A 19,822-nucleotide genomic window follows, 5' to 3' on the forward strand; every position below is an offset into this window, starting at 1 on the left:
ATGTCTGGGGTAGGGGGTGCGAGGTGACCATCGCGCAGGAGCTGATCGAGGGGCGAACGACTAGCGATTCTCCGGAGATCGCGCCGCTCACCATCGGCAACATCACGGTACCTGTCCCGGTGGTCCTGGCGCCCATGGCGGGCATCACGAACGCGGCGTTCCGCCGACTCTGCCGGGAGAACGGCGGCGGCCTCTACGTTGCGGAGATGGTGACGTCGAGGGCGCTGGTGGAGCGCAATCCGCAGGCGATCCAGATCGTCACCTTCGATGATGACGAGCGCCCGCGATCAGCGCAGGTCTATGGCGTGGATCCGGCGACGGTGGGCGCCGCGGTGAAGATCATCGCGTCCGAAGGGCGCGCCGATCACATCGACCTCAACTTCGGCTGCCCCGTTCCCAAGGTGACACGCCGCGGTGGCGGCGCGGCCCTTCCCTGGAAGCGCGAACTCTTCACCCGGATCCTTGATGCGGCGATCGAGGCTGCGTCGCCCTACGACATCCCCGTCACCATCAAGATGCGCAAGGGAATCGACGCCGATCACGAGACCTACCTTGAGGCGGGAATCATCGCGCAGGAGGCGGGGATCGCTGCGGTGGCGCTGCACGGTCGCACGGCCGCTGAGTACTACTCGGGGCGCGCCGACTGGTCCGCCATTGCGAAGCTCAAGGCCGAGGTCACGCGGATACCCGTGCTGGGCAATGGCGACATTTGGTCGGCCGAGGACGCGGTGGAGATGATGCGAGTCACCGGTTGCGACGGCGTCGTGGTGGGGCGGGGGTGCCAGGGGAGGCCCTGGCTTTTCGCCGATCTCGAGGCGGTCATGACCGGATCGCAGCGGCGCGTGCGCCCCGGTCTGCGCGAGGTCGCCGACACGATCTTTCGCCATGGCGAGTTGATGACGCACTTCTATGCCGACGAGGACAAGGGCTGCCGCGATCTGCGAAAGCACATGGCCTGGTACCTCAAGGGGTATCCCGTGGGCGGCGATGCGCGGCGCGGGCTCGCGATGATCTCTTCGCTTAAGGATCTGCGCGAAAAACTCGATGGCCTCGACCTGGATGCGCCCTATCCGGGCGTTGCGGCGGAGGGGCAGCGCGGGCGGCAGGGCACGCCCAAGCAGCCGCACCTGCCCCACGGCTGGCTCGACTCCCGCGAGTTGAGCGACGAGCACAGAGCCCGCCTCGAAGAGGCCGAGCTCGATGTGTCCGGTGGCTGATGGAGCGCGTGCCCGAGCCGTCAGCGGCCGCCCGTTACACCTCGCACGATATTGCGCGTTGGGTCGCCGAACCGCGCAAGAACCCGTCCCGGACGGCATTCGAAAGGGATCGCGGGCGACTCGTCCACTCCTCTGCGCTGCGGCGGCTGAGCGCGAAAACGCAAATCCTCGGGCCCTCGGCGGACGACTTCGTGCGCAATCGCCTCACGCACACCCTGGAGGTCGCCCAGGTCGGCCGGGAACTGGGCAAGGCGCTCGGATGTGACCCCGACGTGGTCGACACGGCGTGCCTCGCGCATGACCTCGGACATCCGCCGTTCGGTCACAACGGTGAACGCGCCCTGGCCGAGGCCTCCGCTGACATTGGCGGGTTCGAGGGGAATGCCCAGACGCTCCGTCTGCTGACGAGGCTCGAACCGAAGTACATAGACTCCGCCGGGCGATCGGCTGGGCTCAACCTGACGCGCGCGAGCCTCGACGCATCGGTGAAATATCCCTGGACCTTCTCCGAACGGCCCGTGAGCCTCGACGGCAGGCGGACGCACAAGTTCGGCGTGTACGAGGACGACCTACCGATCTTCGAATGGTTGCGCGACGGCGCCACTCCTGGCGTGAAGTGCCTAGAGGCGCAGGTGATGGACCTCTCGGATGACGTTGCCTACTCGGTGCACGACGTCGAGGATGCCGTCGCGTCGGGGCGCATGGACCTGGCCGAACTCGCCGCTGACGAGGGCAGGTCGCGCGTGCTCGCCGCAGTGGAGGCGTGGTATGGCGGCGTTGTCTCGCCGACCCAGGTTCGCGACGCGATCTCGCGCCTCGACGACGATGGCCTCCTCCTGCGCGGCTTCGACGGGACGAGGCGCGCGCTGGCGGAACTGAAGAACTTGACGTCCGCGCTCATCGGGCGATTCGTGCGCGCGGCCGAGGTCGCAACGCGAGAGCGCTACGGCGCGGGAGCTCTCGTCCGATACGACGCCGATCTAATCGTGCCGCCGGAAACTGTCGCCGAGATCCTCGTCCTAAAGGGCACGGCCGTAGCCTACGTCATGGCGCCGCGTGAGGCCGAGCCGGCCTACACCGCCCAGCGCCGATTGCTCACGCAGCTCGTTCGCACCATCTATGACCGCGGCCCCGACGCGCTCGAGATCCAGTTCAAGGCCGACTGGTTCGCGGCGACGTCCGCGGATGAGCGGCTCCGGGTCGTGATCGACCAGGTGGCCTCGCTCACCGACATTTCGGCCGTCAAGTGGCACGAGCGACTGTGCATCCCGGCCTAACCCGTCCACGGCCGAACTAGAATCTGCTTGTGGCCGGACTCATCAAGCGCGAAGTCGTCGATCAGGTGCGCGAGCGCGCACGCATCGACGAGGTCGTCGCCGAGCATGTCACGCTGCGTACCGGCGGAATCGGCTCGCTCAAGGGCCTGTGCCCCTTCCACGACGAGAAGTCGCCGTCGTTCCACGTGCGCCCCACGATGGGTCGATGGCACTGCTTCGGATGCGGCGAGGGCGGCGACGTCATCTCCTTCGTCCAGAAGATTGATGGGATGGGATTCACCGACGCCGTGGAGTACCTCGCCACCCGCTTTGGCGTCCAGGTGGAATACGAGGATGGCGGTTCCGGCCGTTCCGGCATCGACACCGGAACCCGATCGCGGCTCCTGGACGCCAATCGCGTCGCAGGACAGTACTATGCCGAGCAGCTCGGCTCCGCGCAGGCGAGCGCGGGACGAGAATTCCTGCGCGAGCGCAGTTTCGATCGCGAGGCGGCGCAGACGTACGGGGTGGGGTTCGCCCCGACGGGCTGGGACTCGCTTCTGCGTCATCTCCGGGGACGCGGGTTCACCGAGGCAGAACTCCTTGCGTCCGGACTCGTCACGCAGGGACAGCGTGGCGTCTATGACAGATTCCGCGGTCGGCTGATCTGGCCGATCAGGGACGTGACCGGGGAGGTTATCGGCTTTGGCGCCCGCAAGATCTTCGACGATGACCAGGGGCCGAAGTACCTGAACACCCCTGAGACGGCGCTCTACAAGAAGTCTCAGGTGCTCTACGGCATCGATCTGGCTCGCCGCGCCATCGCCAAGGATCAGCGAGTCGTCGTCGTGGAGGGCTATACCGACGTGATGGCCGCGCACCTTTCGGGCGTGGGGTCGGCGGTCGCTACCTGCGGCACGGCCTTCGGCAGTGAACACGCGCGCGTCGTGCGGCGCATGCTCGGTGACACGAGTTCGGGCGGCGGGGTTCAGTTGGCGAGCGGGAGATCGCTCGGCGGCGAAGTCATCTTCACCTTCGATGGCGACGCCGCGGGGCAAAAGGCTGCGCTGCGCGCGTTCGGGGAGGACGAGAAATTCCTCGCGCAGACGTTCGTGGCGATCTCCCCGGGGGGTATGGACCCGTGCGAACTGCGGATGGCGCGAGGACCACGGGCGGTGCAGGAACTCGTCGACTCACGCAAACCCCTGTTCGAGTTCGTGCTCGAGACTGTGGTCAGCAACTTCGACGTGAACACCGCGGAGGGACGAGTAGGGGCCGTCCGCTCCGCCGCCTCCGTCATCGCGCGCATTCGCGATGCTGCGTTGCGCCCCGAGTACGAGCGGCGGCTGGCCGGACTGACTGGGCTGCCGCTTGCGGAGGTCCGATCGATCATCTCGCGTGAGGCGAAGGGGCGGCGAAACGCCGATATCGGCGAGGGCAGAGGACGACAGGCCGGTTCGCCGGGTAGCCGGGCCGCCGGGCGCGATCCGTTGGTGCAGCTCGAATACGACGTGCTGAGCGCTGTGCTCCAGTTCCCGCAGTACGTGCCCGCCGCCAGTTTTGACTCGCTGGGGCCGGACACGTTCTCCGTGCCGACTGCCAGGGCCGTCCATGACGCGATCCGGGCGGTCGGCGGGGTAGGGGCATGCGACCTTGAACATCCGGCCAGATGGCTGGAGAACCTGCTGGAGTCTGCGCCCGAGGCGCTCCACTCGACGATGAGTGAGATGGCCGCGAGCCCACTTCCGCAGGATCGCGCCGACGCCATCGAGAACTACGTGCGCGGACTGGTCATCAAGGTGCTCGACGTGGTCCTCGTGCGCCGTATCGCCGATCAGCGCGCACGGCTGGCCCGGTTGCAGGGACAGGAGAGTTCCGACGAATTCAACCAGGCGATGGCCGATCTCATGGCGTTGGAAATGCACCGCAGGCAACTGCGTGAAGCGGCGAACTAGGGGCAACTCAATTTACGATCGTCAGTTGCGGCGGGACGCGCTGGTGCAAGCGGCTCGAGTGGGGGTCGGAAGGAGAAACTTCCGGCCCCCACTCGCGCTCACGGTTCGCCGGTCTACAAGGGTTCTTATACCGGACTGTTCAAGCACCTCATCGACCTGCTCGACCAGGACGCTCTGACCGATTCGCGCGTCCTGCTGGCGGCAGCCGGGGGCTCGCGGCGGCACTCGCTGGTCATCGAACACCAACTACGGCCGCTGTTCGGGTTCTTCCAGGCGGACGTTTTCCCTGCGGGAATTTATGCAAGCAGCGATGACTTCGAGGGCGGGAAAGTGGGAGCAGAACTTGCAGGCCGGATCGAGCGCATCGCCGTTCGTGCCGTTTCCCGGTTGCGCGCCCATGGCATCATCGCCTAGCCGGGGCGCGCCGCGCGCGTGGGAAGGTTGTATAGCGCCGCTTGCTAGTGGGCCGCCGATTTCGGCAGGTGCTTCTTCTTGAATTTCCTCGCCAGTTTGTCGCCATTTTTCGCGGCGTTGCGCACCAACCTCGCACCCTGTGCAGGGTCGAGCGCATGCTGGATCAGGATGACCCCAAGGTTGAATAGCGCGTGAGGCTCGCCGTGTGATCGTGCCTGTTCCAGCAGGTCTCGCGCCGACTCGACCTCCCCCTCTTCCTCCTTCAGAAGGCGAGTGTTATCAGGACGTGCCGGTTGTCGCGCCTGAGGTGCTCCTCCAGTAGGTCAATGCGGTCTTCGCAGGAGACCTCGTCGGGATTGTCGAGTCCCAAGTTGTGGCGCATTCCCAGCTCGAGTGCACGCTCTGTCGTAACTGCTGCAACGCATCGCCCGACCGGCCCAGCGCTTGCAGCACGCGAAATTTCCTGAATTGCGCCTCCGGCAGCGCATCCGCCCGCGTGTAGTACTCCAGTGCATGACCGAGTTCTTCTTCTGCCTCGTGCGCTTGAGCTGCCATGAACCAGCCGCGCGGATCGCCACGGCGGCCCACTTCGAGAAATACGTGGCTCGCTGCCGAGAACTCGCCCATCTCCTCATTGAGGAGGTCCCGCTGGCCTCATAAGTAGGGCGACTGGGACTTGAACCCAGGACCGACGGATTATGAGTCCGCTGCTCTAACCGACTGAGCTATCGCCCCCCAACCCTGCCGCACAAGGCGAGGAAGGGTCGCAGGAAATCCTACCCGACACTGACAGATGGACGTGCTGCCCGGGTTCCGTCGGGACTCGGTTCATAGTTGTAGGGGGCGGCACTTGAGGGGCGAACTGTGCGCCCGGTGGGGGTTCAAGCAAAGAGGGACGGGATCCGCGCTCTGCGCGAATCCCGTCCCAAGAAATTGCTACCGGGCGAGAACTACGCGCGGGCGCGCTTCCCGGTAAGGCTCGTGTAGATGAGCAGTACCACGATCGAGCCAGCCAGCGATAGCAGCCAGGTTCGAATGTCGCCCAGGTCGCCGAGTCCTATGTCGAAGAGAAGGACGCCCAACCAGCCGCCCACCACAGCTCCGATCATTCCAATGACCAGGCTCGCTACCCATCCACCGACGGCGCGATCCTTCAGAATTGCCTTCGCCAGGGATCCACAGATGATCCCGACCAACGCGTATGCAAGTAGACCCATGATCGATCAGCGCTCCTCGCCCTTGTCGGCGGCGCGATTGAACGCCTCGGCCGCCTTGTCCTTAAGGTCCTCAACCGTGTCCTTGGTGTTCGCCTTGAACTGGTCGATCTTTCCCTCCGCTTCCAGCTGCTCGTCGCCGCTTGCGTCGCCGGCAGTCTCCTTCGCCTTGCCTTTGAATTCCTCAGCCGAATTGCTCAACTTATCGCCGAGACCCATCAGAACCACCTCCGGTTCGCATCGGATTATTGCGGACCTCTCCACCGTAGAAGTGTCTGGTGGAAAGCGCATCTTATGGGTACTTCCACCGGATTTGGACCTGGCAAGAATCCTGCTACAGTTATCTACGCGATCCTGCGTAGCTCAGTTGGCAGAGCATCCGACTGTTAATCGGACGGTCGCTGGTTCAAGTCCAGCCGCAGGAGCCCAGAACCCCCACCCGGACCATCCGGAGTGGGGGTTTTTCCTGTCTCCAGCCACTCCAACGGCACGCCAGTGCGCAATGCCGGCTGGTTGGATTCCCCATGGTTCCCGATAGCAACTGTGCCTTGGGATCAATGCCGCCCTGCCTGCCCTACCTCCTGGCACGCGTCTCACGCACGGTTCGATATCGGAGGCTTGGCGACATCTTCTTCGCGCCCGCCGATCAAGGCAGCAAAGCGCTCCCTCGGTAGGTTCCCACGGCACGCGGATGCGGGCCGGCACCAATGACGGCACCGGCCCGCGTCCTACCTATCGACGTGTCAGCGCGTCGCGCGCACCTTCACGACCTTGGATGCCTTGCCCTCAACGCTTGCCTTGGGCGTCGGCACATAGGTCGCCTTGACCTTGATGGTCGCGCGGTAGCGCTTGGGCAGCCGAACGGTAACGCTGCCCTTGTTCTTGGCGACAACCTTGACCGTGCGGACGGTCTTCTTGCCGACCTTGATCCGCACGCGTCCGGTTGCCTGGCGTCCGTTGGTCAGTGTCGCGATCTTTACCCGAAGCGTCGGACGAGTTCCCTTCTTGAACTTCTTCGTGACGATCTTCACCGACGATGTCTTCGCCTTGACCACGCGCAGAGTCTGCTTGCTCGCGGCCGAACTGGCCTTCCGTCCATCGGGTGCGGTGAAGTGCGCAGTCAGGTTCGCATACGTTCCGCGGGGGAGCGTCGCAGGTAGCACCAGCGTGGCAACGTATGAGTTGCCCGCCTTACGCACCGGAGCCTGACCCAGACTGCGCGAACCGGAGTTGAATGCCACCACGCCACCGGTCGCGCCCGTCACCCGCGCCGTGAGTGTGGCACGGCGGTTCGCCACTGAGTTGTAGGCCTGCGTCAACTTCGACAGCGTCGGCGCGGAGACCGTGACCGCTACGGGGGTGCCTGGATCCACCGGGCAGGTGCCCGTCTCCTCACACGGCACCACCGGGCAGGTGCCCGTCTCCTCGCAAGGAACGGAGGGCTCGTCCACGGTGAGGCCCACGAACGGCAGGATCGCACCGCCGCCGCGGGGCGCCAAGACATCCGACTGGCTCACGCCGGCGGGCACGAACGTCTTGATCACGTTCGGATCGGTGATGTCCGAGTCGAACGGCAGCGCGTCGAGCGTGTGCCCCAGGCCCCCGCAGAATCGCCAGTCGGGAACCCAGCTGGCGTTCGCCGGGTCGGTGCAGTCATAGGCCTGCCTGACGTTGGAGATGGCGGGGTTCTCGTCGGCGCCCATCATCGCGACGGCGAACGATGCCTTGGACAGATCGACCCCGGTCAGGGCGGTGGCGGGAAGCTGCAGGACGATGTCCCTGTGCCGCTTCACCGTCAGCGTGGCCTGCCCGACGAGGTTCCCGGCGGCATCGTATAGCCCCGTCCCGCCGATGCTGCCGCCCTGCTGTCGCGGATTGGCGATGGCGACGTACTGCCATGGCGATTCAGTATTGACGTTAGTGCCGGTAAGTGCCGGAGTGACACCCGTTGTGGTGGCGTCGGCGGTGCGAATGTAGGCATGCACGAGTTGCAGGCTCATCGCCTCCAGCGCCCACGGGTTGAGGATCTCCCCGTTCACGCGCGTCACCAGATTCACCTTGTCGCCGTCGCGGTAGACCTTGAAATCGGTCATATCGAACGAGCCTTCGGTGAAGACGTCATTGCCCGGGTACACATACGTTCCGGGGCCGTTGTCGTTGCCCGGCTCAGCGCTGAGCGTGCCGATGAGCGTGCCGTATCCGTCGTCGTTCCCGCTGTCGACGGACTTCCTGGTGTCGATCGACAGCGGCGACCCGACGGATGCGGTTCCGGCGCCCTCGATGGTGAGCGGTCCGCCGCCGGTCACCGTTACGGTCGTGCTCGCCGGGCCGATCTCGATATCGAAGGTGCTTCCCTGATACTTCATTCCGGTGAGTTTGATCTCATCGAGCGCGCTGGGCAGGACGGGGTTCAGTGCAATCCCGTCGTCTCGCCAGCGCAACCCCGTGTATCCGTAGTAGAACTCCTGCAGGAAGCCGCCGGCCCCGGTGATGAAGGTGAAGGCGTGCCCGCCGCTTCGCTCCTCGGTGAACTGGTTGAACTCCCCGCGCAGGAAGCCGCCAGCGCTGCGCTGGGTGTACCAGTAGGCCTCCTCTGCCCGGCCCAGTTCGGCCGCGACGATCGAGTGCATGGCGTCCGTCATGGACGGGCTGGCGTGCTCATCGACCTTGGTCGAGTAGTAGTCGAGGTTGCGTCCGGTGAGTTCAGTGCTCTGGGCGTGCTCCCAAGGGTAGGTAAGCATGACGACGTCGGCCTGCTTGATCGTCCGGCCGTCGTAATCGGCATACTCGAGTGCCACGCCGCGGGAATCGTCCATCGGGATGTAGTAGTGCCCGGCCCGGGCAGACCACGCGGGCTTCGCCGCGTGCCCGAGAATCTGCGCCGCCTGCAGCGCGATCTCGATGTTCTTCGACGCCGCGACGTTGGTGTAGGGGTTGTCGTCCCGACCGCGGTTGCCATTGGAGGCCCACTCGTCGGGCGGCGTCACGTTGAGCACGTGGTACTTGCCGTCACTGCCGAGCGTGGAGCGGGATACCCAGAAGTCTGCTGTGCCGCTGATGATCGGCCAGCCCTTGTCGGCGAGCCACTGCTCGTCCCCGGTTGCCAGATAGTACTGCCAGAAGGCCAGTGCCACGTCCGCCGTGATGTGGATCTCGTGGCCGCCGAAGAAGTAGGACTCGGTGCTCTCGCGGCCGGTGTACCCGCCCTCCCAGGGGAACCGGATTCCGTCATACGCCACGCGCTCGAAGTTGTTCATCGCCGCATTGTCGTTGCCCTGCTGGGACGCTTTGCGTTCGAGTGTGTTGGCGGCGTTCCATGCTGCATCGTCGATGCGATCGGAGCGATACTGCAAGACTCCCGCCGCGATGTCGGGATTCTGTGCCAGGAGTGAGGGCCACATCCACGTCTCGGTGTCCCAGAACGCGTGCCCGCCGTAGTTGTTGGACGAGAGCCCCGTGGGAGAGGGCGACCAGGCGCGTTCCCCGACGCTTGCGATGAGGTAGAAGCGCGAAGCGCGAATCTGGCTCTGCAACTCGTCGTTGCCCTTGACCTGGATATCGCCCTGCCAGATCTGATCCCATGCCGCGTCGTTGGCGGCTCGGACAGACGCGTAGCCGGAGCTCTTGGCACCCGCCGCGATCACGGCAGCGGCGGAGTAGCTGTTCTCATCGTCGTCCGAGGTGGTGAGCCCGACGAACTTGACGAACTCGTACGTTTCCCCTGCAGTGACCGGCGCGGTGAGCGTCTGGCCGATGGAGTCGTCAGAGATGGCTTCCTGCGCGGTCGCGCTCAGCACCCCGGGTCCGGCAAGCGTGGAGGCGTACGTCGCGGACAGGTCCGTGTGGTTCAGCTCAGTGGTCAGCCCGATGGTGCTGGTCGCTGCGTCGCGGTGCGGGGTGAACTCCTTCACCTGTTCGGTCGGACGGGCGTCCAGCACATCGGTGACGGTGAGCTGGCCGCTCCACTGCGGGGTGACCTCGACCCGGACGACTCCGCGCTGGTCGTGGGACCGATCCGTCAGGACCGTGTACTTGACGTCGGTGACCCGTCCGCTCGGGGAGGTCCAGGTCGCCGCCGTGGTGATCGCGCCCGTCTTCAGATCCAGGGCTTGGGCATAGCCCGCGAGGCCGCGGTCGGCCATCGTGGGCGTGGACGAGTTCTCCGGCGTGGCCGCGCCGACCGGCACGATGGCCAGCTGATCGACATTGACACGGCAGTCTTGTCCCGACTTGCAGCTCAGAGCCACGGGTGCCCGCGTCGCGTCGAATGCGACCGTCTGGCGTACCTCTGCCCATTGATCCCATTCGGGCGTGCTGGGGAGTTCGATGGTGGATTCAACGCCGCCCACGCTCAGCGTCAGTGCGCGGTTTCCCACGACGTCGCTCCCGGGCCATCCGGCCGCATAGCGGACCACGACGTCGTATTGAGTACCGGCGGTCATACCGGTGGCGGAAAGTCGCGCCGTGGCGCCGACGTTGCCCCAGTTGTCCACGAATCCGCTGCCCTTGTAGCCGCGGTGGTTCGTCGCCTTCCCCAGCCCGCCCGAGAGCGCAGCATCCTCGAGTTGGCAAGCGTTCCCGACGATGCACGGGGTGTCGAATGCCTCATCGAAGCTACCCGAATCGTCCGCTACGGTCAGGCCTGTCCACCCGGGGCCAGACACGCGCCACTGCTTGCTTACGTTGCCCGCGTTGTCATCCGCTATGTCGGCGACGTCCCGGCCGGTGAATAGCCCGTTGATCTCGAACGATGTCGGCACGGCGTGCGTGCTGAATCCTTGGCCCGTCGCGGGAATGCGGGCGGCGAAGTAGCCGTTGCCGGTGAAAGTCGGGTGGTAGCTGTCCGTGAACGGATTGGACGAGGTGAGCACCCAGTCGCCCGCGTCCTGCGATGCGGGCGCGGTCGTCTGCGCGTTAGCCGCCGTCGCCGCGAGGCTCCCTCCGGAAAGCGCGATCGCGACGGTGAGTGCGACGGCGCTGGACATTCTGCTGAAGAGTTTCACGGCTACCTTTCGAGGCGATCGACGGTGAGACGCTCGTGCTGATTCAGGCGAGATGGCCGGATGCTCCGATGCGGCCGGCAACTCACCATTGAGTTTGTGAATCATATACCACCATAATCCACACGCAAAAGCCGAGTTATATGTCCAAAAGGAATCTAAATATCGCTGGCGGACGCAGGTCGCGGCGACCTGACCGTAGTCGGCGGCAGAATTCCGCGAGGGTGGTGGCTAGGTGGGCGCGACGGCGCCCGAATGCTACTGGCATCGGCAAACATCTGGGAGAATACTCGCTATGGCAGTCCGTGAAATCCGTGTAATCCCTGACCCCGTGCTGCGCACTCCCTGCGCCGAGATCACCGAAATTGACGATACGGTTCGGTCGCTCGTGCAGGACCTGCTCGATACGGTCGACGACGATGGCCGCGCGGGACTCGCGGCCAACCAGATCGGCGTGTCACTTCGTGCCTTCTCGTGGAACATCGAGGACGAGATCGGCTATGTGCTCAATCCGCGCATCGTCGACCTATCCGAGGACGAGTACCAAGAAGGTGACGAGGGATGCCTGTCCGTCCCTGGTCTGTGGTTCCCGACCCGTCGCGCCTGGTACGCCAAGGTCGAGGGTGTCGATCTAGACGGCAATAAGGTCGTCATCGAGGGCACCGAACTCATGGCCCGCTGCCTGCAGCACGAATGCGACCACTTGGATGGCATGCTCTACCTGGACCGCCTCGAACGCGCGACGCGCAAGAAGGCGATGCGCACCATTCGCGAGCAGCTCTACCAGGATTGATGCATCGTCAGCTTGGCTGATCTTGGCGCGACACTCAGACCGGCGAAGCCGATTTCAGCCGGACAGCGGAGTGCTGGGTTATGCTGGTCTGGCTAGCCGCGTAGATTCGTGCTGAGCACCGGATTCGTTTCCGGCCCTTGATTGAGGACGTTGGGGAAGACGCACCTCAAACGACAAGGGAGGCTCTCATGACAGGTGTCTTGACCCGCGGTGTTATTTTCGTGCACTCTGCACCCCGCGCGCTCTGCCCACACCTGGAGTGGGCCGCCAGCAATGTGCTGGGCTACGGCGTGAAACTCGAGTGGACCGATCAACCGGCCGAACCTGGCTCGATGCGCGCCGAACTCTCGTGGCACGGCACCCAGGGCAGCGGCGCGAAGCTCGCGTCGGCAATGCGCGGCTGGGCGCACCTGCGCTACGAGATCACCGAGGAAGCCTCGCTGGGATGCGACGGCGGGCGTTGGAGCCACACCCCCGAACTCGGCATCTTTCACACGCCGACCGACGCGGCGGGGAACGCCATGATCCCGGAGGACCGGATCAGGGCCGCTCTCGCAAATGCCGATCCGCGCCGACTGCGCGCCGAACTCGATCTCGCGATCGGGCAGGCGTGGGACGACGAACTAGAGCCGTTCCGCCACGCGAGCGCTGGCGCGCCGGTGCGATGGCTGCACCGCGTCGGCTAGATGTTGCACAACGCGGCCCTCACCTGCACGGCGATGCCAACCGCACCGGCAGCGTCGACGCAGGTCCTCGGCTCGCGGGCCGTGTTCCGCTTGTGTAAACCCCGTCGAAACTCGCGGCGTCATCTTGATAACGGAGCCCGACTTCGGATGTGAGCGCCGCTTTGAGCGTCTACCGTGGGGAGTAATTCGTGCGTGCTCGGCGAATCCCCGTGTCGTGCGGCGGACGCGGTATGGCGCGCACCAAACGACAGGAGTTGACGTGAAGAAATCACTTTCCATGCTGGCCACGGCTGCGGCGGCCACGCTGCTGCTAGCAGCTTGCGGTCAGGCACCCGAGACCTCCACCACTTCGGCATCGCCTGGCGCGAGCGAGACCACCGATGCCCCCGATACCGCCACCGTCGACGGCTTCCTCCCCTGCATCGTCTCGGACGCCGGTGGGTTCGACGACAAGTCCTTCAACCAGTCCAGTTTCGAAGGGCTGCAGGAAGCCGCGGCCACGCTCGGCGTCGACTTCAAGCAGGCCCAGTCCGATACTGAAGATCAGTACGCAGGTAACATCTCCAGCCTGATCGATCAGGGTTGTTCGCTGGTTACCACGGTCGGTTTCGCGCTGGCGGATGCCACGAAGGCAGCTGCCGAAGCCAACACCGATGTTGACTTCGTCATGCTCGATGACTCGAGCATCGAGCTGCCGAACGTCAAGCCCATCATCTACGACACGGCGCAGGCAGCATTCCTCGCCGGCTACGCGGCGGCCTCGTACTCCCAGACCGGGGTGGTCGGCACCTTCGGCGGAATGCAGTTCCCGACGGTCACGATCTTCATGGATGGATTCGCCGACGGCGTCGCGTACTACAACGAGAAGAAGAGCGCGGACGTCAAGGTCGTCGGCTGGGACGTCGACAAGCAGACGGGATCCTTCACCGGAGGTTTTGAGGCCAACGACACGGCAAAGCAGCTCGCCAACACCCTCATCACGCAGAACGCCGACGTGCTGCTGCCGGTCGGCGGCCCGATCTTCATCTCGGCAATCGAGGCGATCAAGGACTCCGGTAAGGACATCGCGATGATCGGCGTCGATGCAGACCTGTTCGAGACGGCTGATTCGGGAACCGAGTTGTTCCTCACCTCGATTCTCAAGCAGATGAAGTCCGGTGTGAACGACGTCGTCACACAGGCGGGACAGGGTCAGTTCGACGCCACTCCCTACGTCGGCACGCTGGAGAACGATGGGGTCGGCATCGCGCCGTTCCACGACTTCGAGGACAAGGTCGATCCCGGCCTTCAGTCCGAGTTGGAGGCGATCAAAGCGGGTATCATCGACGGATCGATCGAGGTGGTTTCGCCTTCCTCGCCGAAGTAACAACTCCATAGCGTCTGGGGGCGGCAACGGCGCCGCCCCCAGGCGAACGTGCCCCTGATCTGGAGGATTGTCACGATGAAGCTGGAGCTACGTGGTATCACCAAGAGGTTCGGCTCACTCGTAGCGAACGATCACATCGACCTCGTGGTGGAACCCGGCGAGATCCGTTGCCTGCTCGGCGAAAACGGCGCCGGTAAGTCAACGTTGATGAATGTGCTCTATGGGCTCTACCAGGCGGACGAGGGCGAGATCCTGCTCGACGGGCGGGTTCAGCATTTCGCCGGTCCCGGGGATGCGATGCGCGCGGGAATCGGAATGGTGCATCAGCACTTCATGCTCATCCCCGTCTTTACCGTGGCCGAGAATCTCATGCTCGGGCACGAGCCGACGAAGGTGGGTGGCGTACTCGACCTGGAGGCAGCCCGAGCCCGCGTCAAGGAGATCTCCGCAAGGTTCGGGTTCGATCTCGATCCGGATGCGATCGTCGGCGAGTTGCCCGTGGGCGTCCAGCAGCGAGTGGAAATCATCAAGGCGCTGGCGCACGACGCCTCGGTTCTCGTGTTCGACGAGCCCACCGCGGTCCTCACGCCCCAGGAGACGGATGAACTCATGGCGATCATGAGCCAGTTGCGGGATTCCGGCACGTCGATCATCTTCATTACCCATAAGCTGCGAGAAGTGCGGGAGATCGCCGATACGATTTCGGTGATCCGACTAGGCAAGGTAGTGGGTGAAGCGGAACCGAGCGCCACGAACGCCGAACTCGCCGCGCTCATGGTCGGCCGTTCCGTCTCCCTGAGAGTCGACAAGCAGCCTGCGCAACCGAGCGACGCGGCCTTGGTTGTGACGGGGCTGACGGTGGTTTCGGACAACGGCCTCAAGGTGGTCTCCGACGTCGATCTAACCGTGCAGCGCGGGGAGATCCTCGCGATCGCCGGAGTCCAGGGCAATGGCCAGACTGAGCTCGCAGAGGCACTCATCGGCTTGCAGGCGCACGTCACCGGTTCCGCGTTGCTCGACGGTGAGGAACTGATAGGCAGGAACGTCCGCGAAGTCCTGGCACTTGGCGTGGGATACATCCCGGAGGACCGTAGCAAGGACGGACTCGTCGGCGACTTCAGTATTGCGGAGAACCTGATGCTCGATCGGGCCGTCGGACCGCCCTTCATCCGAGGTGGCAGCATCCAGCGGGGATTCCTGGCGAAGTTCGCCAGGGACAAGCGGGAGGAGTTCGACATCCGCAGCCAATCCGTGGATGCACCCGCGCGCAGCCTCTCGGGCGGTAATCAGCAGAAGGTCGTCGTCGCGCGGGAACTTAGCCGAGAGCTCCGCATGTTGCTGGCGGCCCAGCCGACGCGAGGCATCGACGTGGGCTCGATCGAGTTCGTGCATAAACGGATCGTGGCGACCAGGGATGCCGGAATACCCGTGATCGTGGTCTCGACGGAACTCGATGAGGTGGTGGCGCTCGCCGACCGTATCGCGGTGATGTATCGCGGCGAGATCGTGGGCGTCGTTCCGGCCGATACCCCTCGCGATGTACTCGGCCTGATGATGGCAGGCGATCCAGCGCATAGGGGTGCGGCATGAGCGAGGAAAAGGGCAAGGACGAGGCGATCCCGGTCGCCCCGGAAGCTGACAAGCCGGAATCACGGTTCAAGGTCGCCTGGCAGGACATCGTCCGCGGCTCGGCACTGGTCTCCGTGCTGGCTGTTGTCGCGGCGCTCCTGATCGGCGCGATTCTGATCGCCGCGATCAACCCGGAAGTCCAGCGAACGGCCGGCTATCTGTTCGCCCGCCCGCAGGACTTCCTCAAGGCGGTGTGGGACGCCGTGGTCAACGGCTACCTTGCGTTGTTCCAATCCGCCTTCTACAACTCCAAGCGTGACACGTTCAGCGCCGCGATCCGCCCGTTCACCGACACGCTCACCTATGCAACTCCGCTGATCGCGGCCGGCCTCGGCGTCGGGCTGGCGTTCCGCGCCGGCCTGTTCAACATCGGCGGTCGCGGACAGATGATCGTCGGAGCCGCCTGCGCGGCGTGGGTTGGCTTCACCTTCGATCTGCCCGTCGGAATCCACCTGATCATTGCCATCGCGGCAGGCATCGCCGGTGGCGCGTTGTGGGGCGGTGTCGCTGGCTTCCTGAAGGCTCGCACGGGCGCGCACGAGGTCATCCTGACTATCATGCTCAACTACATCGCCTACTACCTCGTGTCGTGGATGTTGCGCACGCCTGGTCTGCTCCAGGCGCCGGGTAGCGTGAACCCCAAGTCGCCTCCGATGAAGGAGACCGCGGTACTCCCGCCGTTACTCGGCTCCCAGTTCTCGCTGCACTGGGGATTCGTGCTGGTGATCGGAGCCACGGTCCTCATCTGGTGGCTGATCAACCGTTCTGCGCTCGGATTCGAGTTCCGTGCAGTCGGGTTCAACCCCGACGCCGCGCGAACGGCCGGAATCAACGTCCGCAGAATGTACGTCGTGACGATGCTGATCGCCGGCGCACTGGTCGGCCTGGCCGGGGCCAACCAGGTTCTCAGTACTCAATCGGGAGGTTTGACCTCCGGCGTGGATGCCGGGATCGGTTTCGACGCGATCACCGTCGCACTACTCGGCCGCAGTTCGCCTTGGGGCATCTTCGCGGCAGGAATCCTCTTCGGCGCGTTCAAGGCGGGCGGCTTCGGTATGCAGGCTGCGGAGGGCATCCCGGCGGAGATCGTCACCATCGTTCAGTCCGTCATCGTTCTCTTCATCGCGGCCCCGCCACTGGTGCGAGCGATGTTCTTCCTTCCCGGGCGCCAGCGCGCCAAGCGGAAAGAGAAGCTCAGCGTGACGCAAGGAGCCGCATCGTGACAATCGAAGCAGTAACGCTCTCCGAATCACTCGAGAAGGCGCCGATCAGGTCACTCAAGACGCCTATCGCCTTTGCCATCTTCACGGCGCTGTCCGTCATGCTCTTCGTTGGCTTCGCACGGGACGAGCGTGTCGTCTTCCAACTCTCCCCGGAGAATGCGGCCATCAAGATTCCCCTGATCACGGTCACGCCCGTCATTGTGGGAAGTCTCGTCTCGATACTGCTCGCGGGTGCCACGATCTACGCGGCGTTGCTGGCACGGGAGGCAAGGAAGACGCCCGTCTGGGTCACTTCGCTGGTTGCGTTCCTATTCACGCTGTCCTTCCTCGCGTGGGCGGGGGCGGGCAACACGCTGAACATCACCCAGTTGCTCGTTTCCTCCGTCGCCCTGAGCACGCCGCTGATCTTCGGGTCGCTGGGCGGGATCCTGTCCGAGCGGGCGGGCGTCGTCAACGTGGCCATCGAGGGGCAGCTGCTCGCTGGGGCGTTCCTCGCGGCAGTCGTCTCATCGGTCACCGGCAGCCCGTGGGCGGGTCTCTTCGCCGCAGGAGTCGGCGGCATGCTCGTCGGATTCGTTCTCGCTACGTTCTCAATCAAGTACTGGGTGGAGCAGGTCATCGTCGGGGTCGTGATCAACGTGCTCGTCTCCGGGCTCACGAGCTTCCTCTACACGGCGGTGCTCGTCAAGAACACCGAGACGCTCAACACGGCGACCCGGTTCGGCCGCTGGAAGATACCCGTGCTCGCCGATATCCCCGTCATCGGGCCCGTGCTGTTCAACCAGACGGTGATCGTCTACGTCATGTACCTCGCCGTCTTCGGAGTGTGGTTCGGACTGTTCCACACGAGGTGGGGGCTTCGGCTGCGCGCGGTGGGGGAGCACCCGCAGGCGGCGGACACCGTAGGAATCAACGTCAATCGCACTCGATTCTGGAACGTCGCGCTCGCGGGCGTGGTGGCCGGTGCGGGTGGCGCCTACTTCACCCTCGATTCCGTTTCCCATTTCGGCAAGGACATGACTGCGGGGCTGGGCTTCATCGCGCTGGCGGCAGTGATCTTCGGCCGGTGGAATCCCATCCGAGCGACACTGGCATCGCTGCTTTTCGGCTTCGCCATGAGCCTCCAGTTCGTCCTCGGGGCGATCAGTTCGGGAGTCCCGAGCGAATTCCTGCTCATGCTGCCCTACGTCGTCACAGTGTTCGCCGTCGCGGGATTCGTCGGACACGTAAGCGGTCCGGCCGCATCCGGCAAACCGTACGTCAAAGGGTGATCGATGAGTCCTAGCGCTCACGTACCGACCTTCGATACCGACCCAGCATCCTGGTCAGACGCGCACTGGGCCGAGTTGCGCGAGATTGCGCGAGCGGCGATGCGCCGGGCCTACGTCCCGTACTCGCGGTTCCCCGTCGGTGCGGCGGCCGTGGTCGAGGATGGTCGAGTGGTATCGGGCTGCAATATCGAGAACGCCTCGTACGGGGTGACGCTCTGTGCCGAATGCTCGCTGGTGTCGGATCTCGTCATGACGGGGGGCGGCCGCCTGGTCGCGTTCACCTGCGTCGACCGGAACGGTAGCGTGCTCATGCCCTGCGGGCGCTGCCGGCAACTGCTATGGGAGCACGGCGGGGCCGGGCTCGTCCTCGAAACCGTGAGCGGCGTCCGCCCCATGACCGATGTCCTGCCCGACGCGTTCGGCCCCGATGATTTGAAGGAGAGATGATGGCGGAGTCGCATGACGCTGTGGACATCATTCGCGTCAAACGAGATGGAGGCCGACTCGATGACGGCCAGATCGACTGGGTGATCGACGCTTACACGCGGGGTGCCGTGGCCGAGGAGCAGATGTCCGCGCTCGCCATGGCCATCCTCCTGCGCGGCATGGACCGCCGTGAGATCGCACGGTGGACGGCGGCCATGATCGCGACGGGGGAGCGCTTGGACTTCTCCCGGCTCGACCGGCCCACGACCGACAAGCATTCGACGGGCGGCGTCGGCGACAAGATCACCCTCCCCCTCGCCCCGCTCGTGGCCTCGTTCGGGGTGGCGGTCCCGCAGTTGTCGGGACGAGGCCTGGGACACACCGGCGGCACGCTCGACAAACTCGAATCGATTCCTGGTTGGCGCGCCACCCTCACGAACGACGAGATGCTGGCCCAACTTGCCGCTGCGGGAGCCGTCATCTGCCAGGCCGGATCCGGTCTCGCGCCAGCAGATCGCAAGCTGTACGCCCTGCGCGACGTCACCGCGACGGTCGAATCCATCCCGCTCATCGCGAGTTCCATCATGAGTAAGAAGATCGCCGAAGGTACCGGAGCGCTCGTCCTCGATGTCAAAGTCGGATCGGGCGCATTCATGAAGAACCTCCACGACGCCCGGGAACTGGCCCGGACGATGGTGGACCTCGGCACGGACGCGGGCGTCCGTACCGTGGCTCTGCTCACGGACATGTCCACGCCCCTGGGGCTGACGGTCGGCAACGCGCTGGAGGTGCGCGAGTCAGTCGAGGTGTTGCGCGGTGGCGGGCCGCGGGATGTCGTGGACCTGACAGTCGCGTTGGCCCAGGAGATGCTCGCGGGGGCAGGGCTGGACGTCGGCACCGAAGAACTGCACACTGCGCTCAGCGACGGACGAGCAATGGACGCGTGGAAGGCCATGATCCGGGCGCAAGGGGGCGACCCCGATGCGCCGCTTCCCACGGCGCGCGAACATGAGGTGATCCGCGCCGAATGCGCGGGGACGGTCACCAGACTGGACGCGTTGGGTGTGGGCGTCGCCGCCTGGCGCCTCGGAGCGGGCCGCGCCCGCAAGGAGGACGACGTGCAGGCCGCCGCCGGAATCGAGATCCACGCACCGATCGGAACCACGGTGCGGAAGGGAGACCCGCTCCTCACGCTGCACACCGACACCCCGGAACGATTCGCGCGTGCGCTCGACGTCGCGCGCGAAGCCATCGTGATCGGCGCCGACGAAGACGCGCGCCGTCTCTCGGGTGCCCCGGCGACTCACGCAGGAATCGCGCCGCGCGAGATCGTCCTCGAAACCGTGCGCGCGTAGCCGCGCGGCAACGCGAC

General features: G+C 65.0%; 15 protein-coding genes, 2 tRNA genes and 1 pseudogene. 13 read left to right on the top strand and 5 right to left on the bottom strand.

What is annotated here, in order from left to right:
- Positions 1-23: 23 nt before the first annotated feature.
- The 4 genes and pseudogenes from dusB to FB461_RS03335 all read left to right on the top strand — a co-directional run.
- Positions 24-1,217 (top strand): tRNA dihydrouridine synthase DusB, encoded by a 1,194-nt coding sequence (dusB, locus tag FB461_RS03320; RefSeq protein WP_142118950.1) that lies wholly within the window; start codon positions 24-26, stop codon positions 1,215-1,217.
- Positions 1,217-2,494 (top strand): deoxyguanosinetriphosphate triphosphohydrolase, encoded by a 1,278-nt coding sequence (locus FB461_RS03325; RefSeq protein WP_142118952.1) that lies wholly within the window; start codon positions 1,217-1,219, stop codon positions 2,492-2,494. The genes dusB and FB461_RS03325 overlap by 1 nt, the downstream gene beginning before the upstream one ends.
- 29 nt (positions 2,495-2,523) lie before the next feature.
- Positions 2,524-4,428, top strand: a complete 1,905-nt coding sequence (gene dnaG, locus FB461_RS03330; protein WP_142118954.1) for a DNA primase — start codon at positions 2,524-2,526, stop codon at positions 4,426-4,428.
- Between the two features lie 114 nt (positions 4,429-4,542).
- Positions 4,543-4,842, top strand: a pseudogene (locus FB461_RS03335) (NAD(P)H-dependent oxidoreductase); the annotation flags it as partial.
- A gap of 279 nt (positions 4,843-5,121) precedes the next feature.
- Here the strand turns inward: FB461_RS03335 and FB461_RS03340 are convergent.
- The 4 genes from FB461_RS03340 to FB461_RS03355 form a co-directional block, all read right to left on the bottom strand.
- On the bottom strand, positions 5,122-5,469 hold the full coding sequence (locus FB461_RS03340; RefSeq protein ID WP_142118956.1) for a hypothetical protein: 348 nt from the start codon (positions 5,467-5,469) through the stop codon (positions 5,122-5,124).
- A 34-nt stretch (positions 5,470-5,503) separates the two neighbouring features.
- Positions 5,504-5,577: transfer RNA gene (locus tag FB461_RS03345), tRNA-Ile, on the bottom strand.
- A gap of 215 nt (positions 5,578-5,792) precedes the next feature.
- Complete coding sequence (locus FB461_RS03350) at positions 5,793-6,059, bottom strand: GlsB/YeaQ/YmgE family stress response membrane protein (protein ID WP_142118958.1); 267 nt, start codon at positions 6,057-6,059, stop codon at positions 5,793-5,795.
- Between the two features lie 6 nt (positions 6,060-6,065).
- The gene (locus FB461_RS03355; RefSeq protein WP_142118960.1) at positions 6,066-6,275 is read right to left on the bottom strand and encodes a CsbD family protein; all 210 of its coding nucleotides are present in this window, start codon (positions 6,273-6,275) and stop codon (positions 6,066-6,068) included.
- 133 nt (positions 6,276-6,408) lie between these two features.
- Between FB461_RS03355 and FB461_RS03360 the strand changes: the two genes are divergently transcribed.
- Positions 6,409-6,481: transfer RNA gene (locus tag FB461_RS03360), tRNA-Asn, on the top strand.
- A gap of 318 nt (positions 6,482-6,799) precedes the next feature.
- On the opposite strand, the gene FB461_RS03365 is transcribed toward FB461_RS03360, so the two are convergent.
- Positions 6,800-11,041: a glucodextranase DOMON-like domain-containing protein gene (locus FB461_RS03365; RefSeq protein WP_170222594.1), complete on the bottom strand. Its 4,242-nt coding sequence runs from the start codon at positions 11,039-11,041 to the stop codon at positions 6,800-6,802.
- 310 nt (positions 11,042-11,351) lie between these two features.
- Here FB461_RS03365 and def point away from each other — a divergent pair, with 310 nt between their 5' ends.
- From def to FB461_RS03405, 8 genes are all read left to right on the top strand, one after another.
- Positions 11,352-11,849: a peptide deformylase gene (gene def, locus FB461_RS03370; RefSeq protein ID WP_142118964.1), complete on the top strand. Its 498-nt coding sequence runs from the start codon at positions 11,352-11,354 to the stop codon at positions 11,847-11,849.
- Between the two features lie 188 nt (positions 11,850-12,037).
- Positions 12,038-12,535 (top strand): DUF3145 domain-containing protein, encoded by a 498-nt coding sequence (locus FB461_RS03375; protein WP_142118966.1) that lies wholly within the window; start codon positions 12,038-12,040, stop codon positions 12,533-12,535.
- A 277-nt stretch (positions 12,536-12,812) separates the two neighbouring features.
- Positions 12,813-13,901 (top strand): BMP family lipoprotein, encoded by a 1,089-nt coding sequence (locus FB461_RS03380; RefSeq protein ID WP_142120711.1) that lies wholly within the window; start codon positions 12,813-12,815, stop codon positions 13,899-13,901.
- Positions 13,902-13,976: 75 nt separating this feature from the next.
- On the top strand, positions 13,977-15,491 hold the full coding sequence (locus FB461_RS03385) for an ABC transporter ATP-binding protein (protein WP_142118968.1): 1,515 nt from the start codon (positions 13,977-13,979) through the stop codon (positions 15,489-15,491).
- Positions 15,488-16,753 (top strand): ABC transporter permease, encoded by a 1,266-nt coding sequence (locus FB461_RS03390; RefSeq protein ID WP_142118970.1) that lies wholly within the window; start codon positions 15,488-15,490, stop codon positions 16,751-16,753. The genes FB461_RS03385 and FB461_RS03390 overlap by 4 nt, the downstream gene beginning before the upstream one ends.
- Positions 16,750-18,024, top strand: a complete 1,275-nt coding sequence (locus FB461_RS03395) for an ABC transporter permease (RefSeq protein ID WP_246045991.1) — start codon at positions 16,750-16,752, stop codon at positions 18,022-18,024. Before FB461_RS03390 ends, FB461_RS03395 begins: the two co-directional genes overlap by 4 nt.
- Before the next feature lie 3 nt (positions 18,025-18,027).
- Positions 18,028-18,471 carry a cytidine deaminase gene (locus FB461_RS03400; RefSeq protein WP_142118972.1) on the top strand — a complete coding sequence of 148 codons (444 nt, stop codon included), beginning with the start codon at positions 18,028-18,030 and terminating at the stop codon, positions 18,469-18,471.
- Positions 18,471-19,805, top strand: a complete 1,335-nt coding sequence (locus FB461_RS03405; RefSeq protein ID WP_142120715.1) for a thymidine phosphorylase — start codon at positions 18,471-18,473, stop codon at positions 19,803-19,805. The genes FB461_RS03400 and FB461_RS03405 overlap by 1 nt, the downstream gene beginning before the upstream one ends.
- Positions 19,806-19,822: the final 17 nt, after the last annotated feature.

The sequence above is a fragment of the Rarobacter faecitabidus genome, assembly GCF_006716265.1.
GTDB classification, from domain to species: domain Bacteria; phylum Actinomycetota; class Actinomycetes; order Actinomycetales; family Cellulomonadaceae; genus Rarobacter; species Rarobacter faecitabidus.

Excerpts from the sequence above, each read along its gene's own strand:
- FB461_RS03325 (WP_142118952.1), top strand. The coding sequence starts at position 1,217 with ATGGAGCGCGTGCCCGAGCCGTCAGCGGCCGCCCGTTACACCTCGCAC.
- FB461_RS03340 (WP_142118956.1), bottom strand. The coding sequence starts at position 5,469 with ATGGGCGAGTTCTCGGCAGCGAGCCACGTATTTCTCGAAGTGGGCCGC.
- FB461_RS03350 (WP_142118958.1), bottom strand. The coding sequence starts at position 6,059 with ATGGGTCTACTTGCATACGCGTTGGTCGGGATCATCTGTGGATCCCTG.
- FB461_RS03355 (WP_142118960.1), bottom strand. The coding sequence starts at position 6,275 with ATGGGTCTCGGCGATAAGTTGAGCAATTCGGCTGAGGAATTCAAAGGC.
- FB461_RS03365 (WP_170222594.1), bottom strand. The coding sequence starts at position 11,041 with ATGTCCAGCGCCGTCGCACTCACCGTCGCGATCGCGCTTTCCGGAGGG.
- def (WP_142118964.1), top strand. The coding sequence starts at position 11,352 with ATGGCAGTCCGTGAAATCCGTGTAATCCCTGACCCCGTGCTGCGCACT.
- FB461_RS03375 (WP_142118966.1), top strand. The coding sequence starts at position 12,038 with ATGACAGGTGTCTTGACCCGCGGTGTTATTTTCGTGCACTCTGCACCC.
- FB461_RS03380 (WP_142120711.1), top strand. The coding sequence starts at position 12,813 with ATGCTGGCCACGGCTGCGGCGGCCACGCTGCTGCTAGCAGCTTGCGGT.
- FB461_RS03385 (WP_142118968.1), top strand. The coding sequence starts at position 13,977 with ATGAAGCTGGAGCTACGTGGTATCACCAAGAGGTTCGGCTCACTCGTA.
- FB461_RS03390 (WP_142118970.1), top strand. The coding sequence starts at position 15,488 with ATGAGCGAGGAAAAGGGCAAGGACGAGGCGATCCCGGTCGCCCCGGAA.
- FB461_RS03400 (WP_142118972.1), top strand. The coding sequence starts at position 18,028 with ATGAGTCCTAGCGCTCACGTACCGACCTTCGATACCGACCCAGCATCC.
- FB461_RS03405 (WP_142120715.1), top strand. The coding sequence starts at position 18,471 with ATGGCGGAGTCGCATGACGCTGTGGACATCATTCGCGTCAAACGAGAT.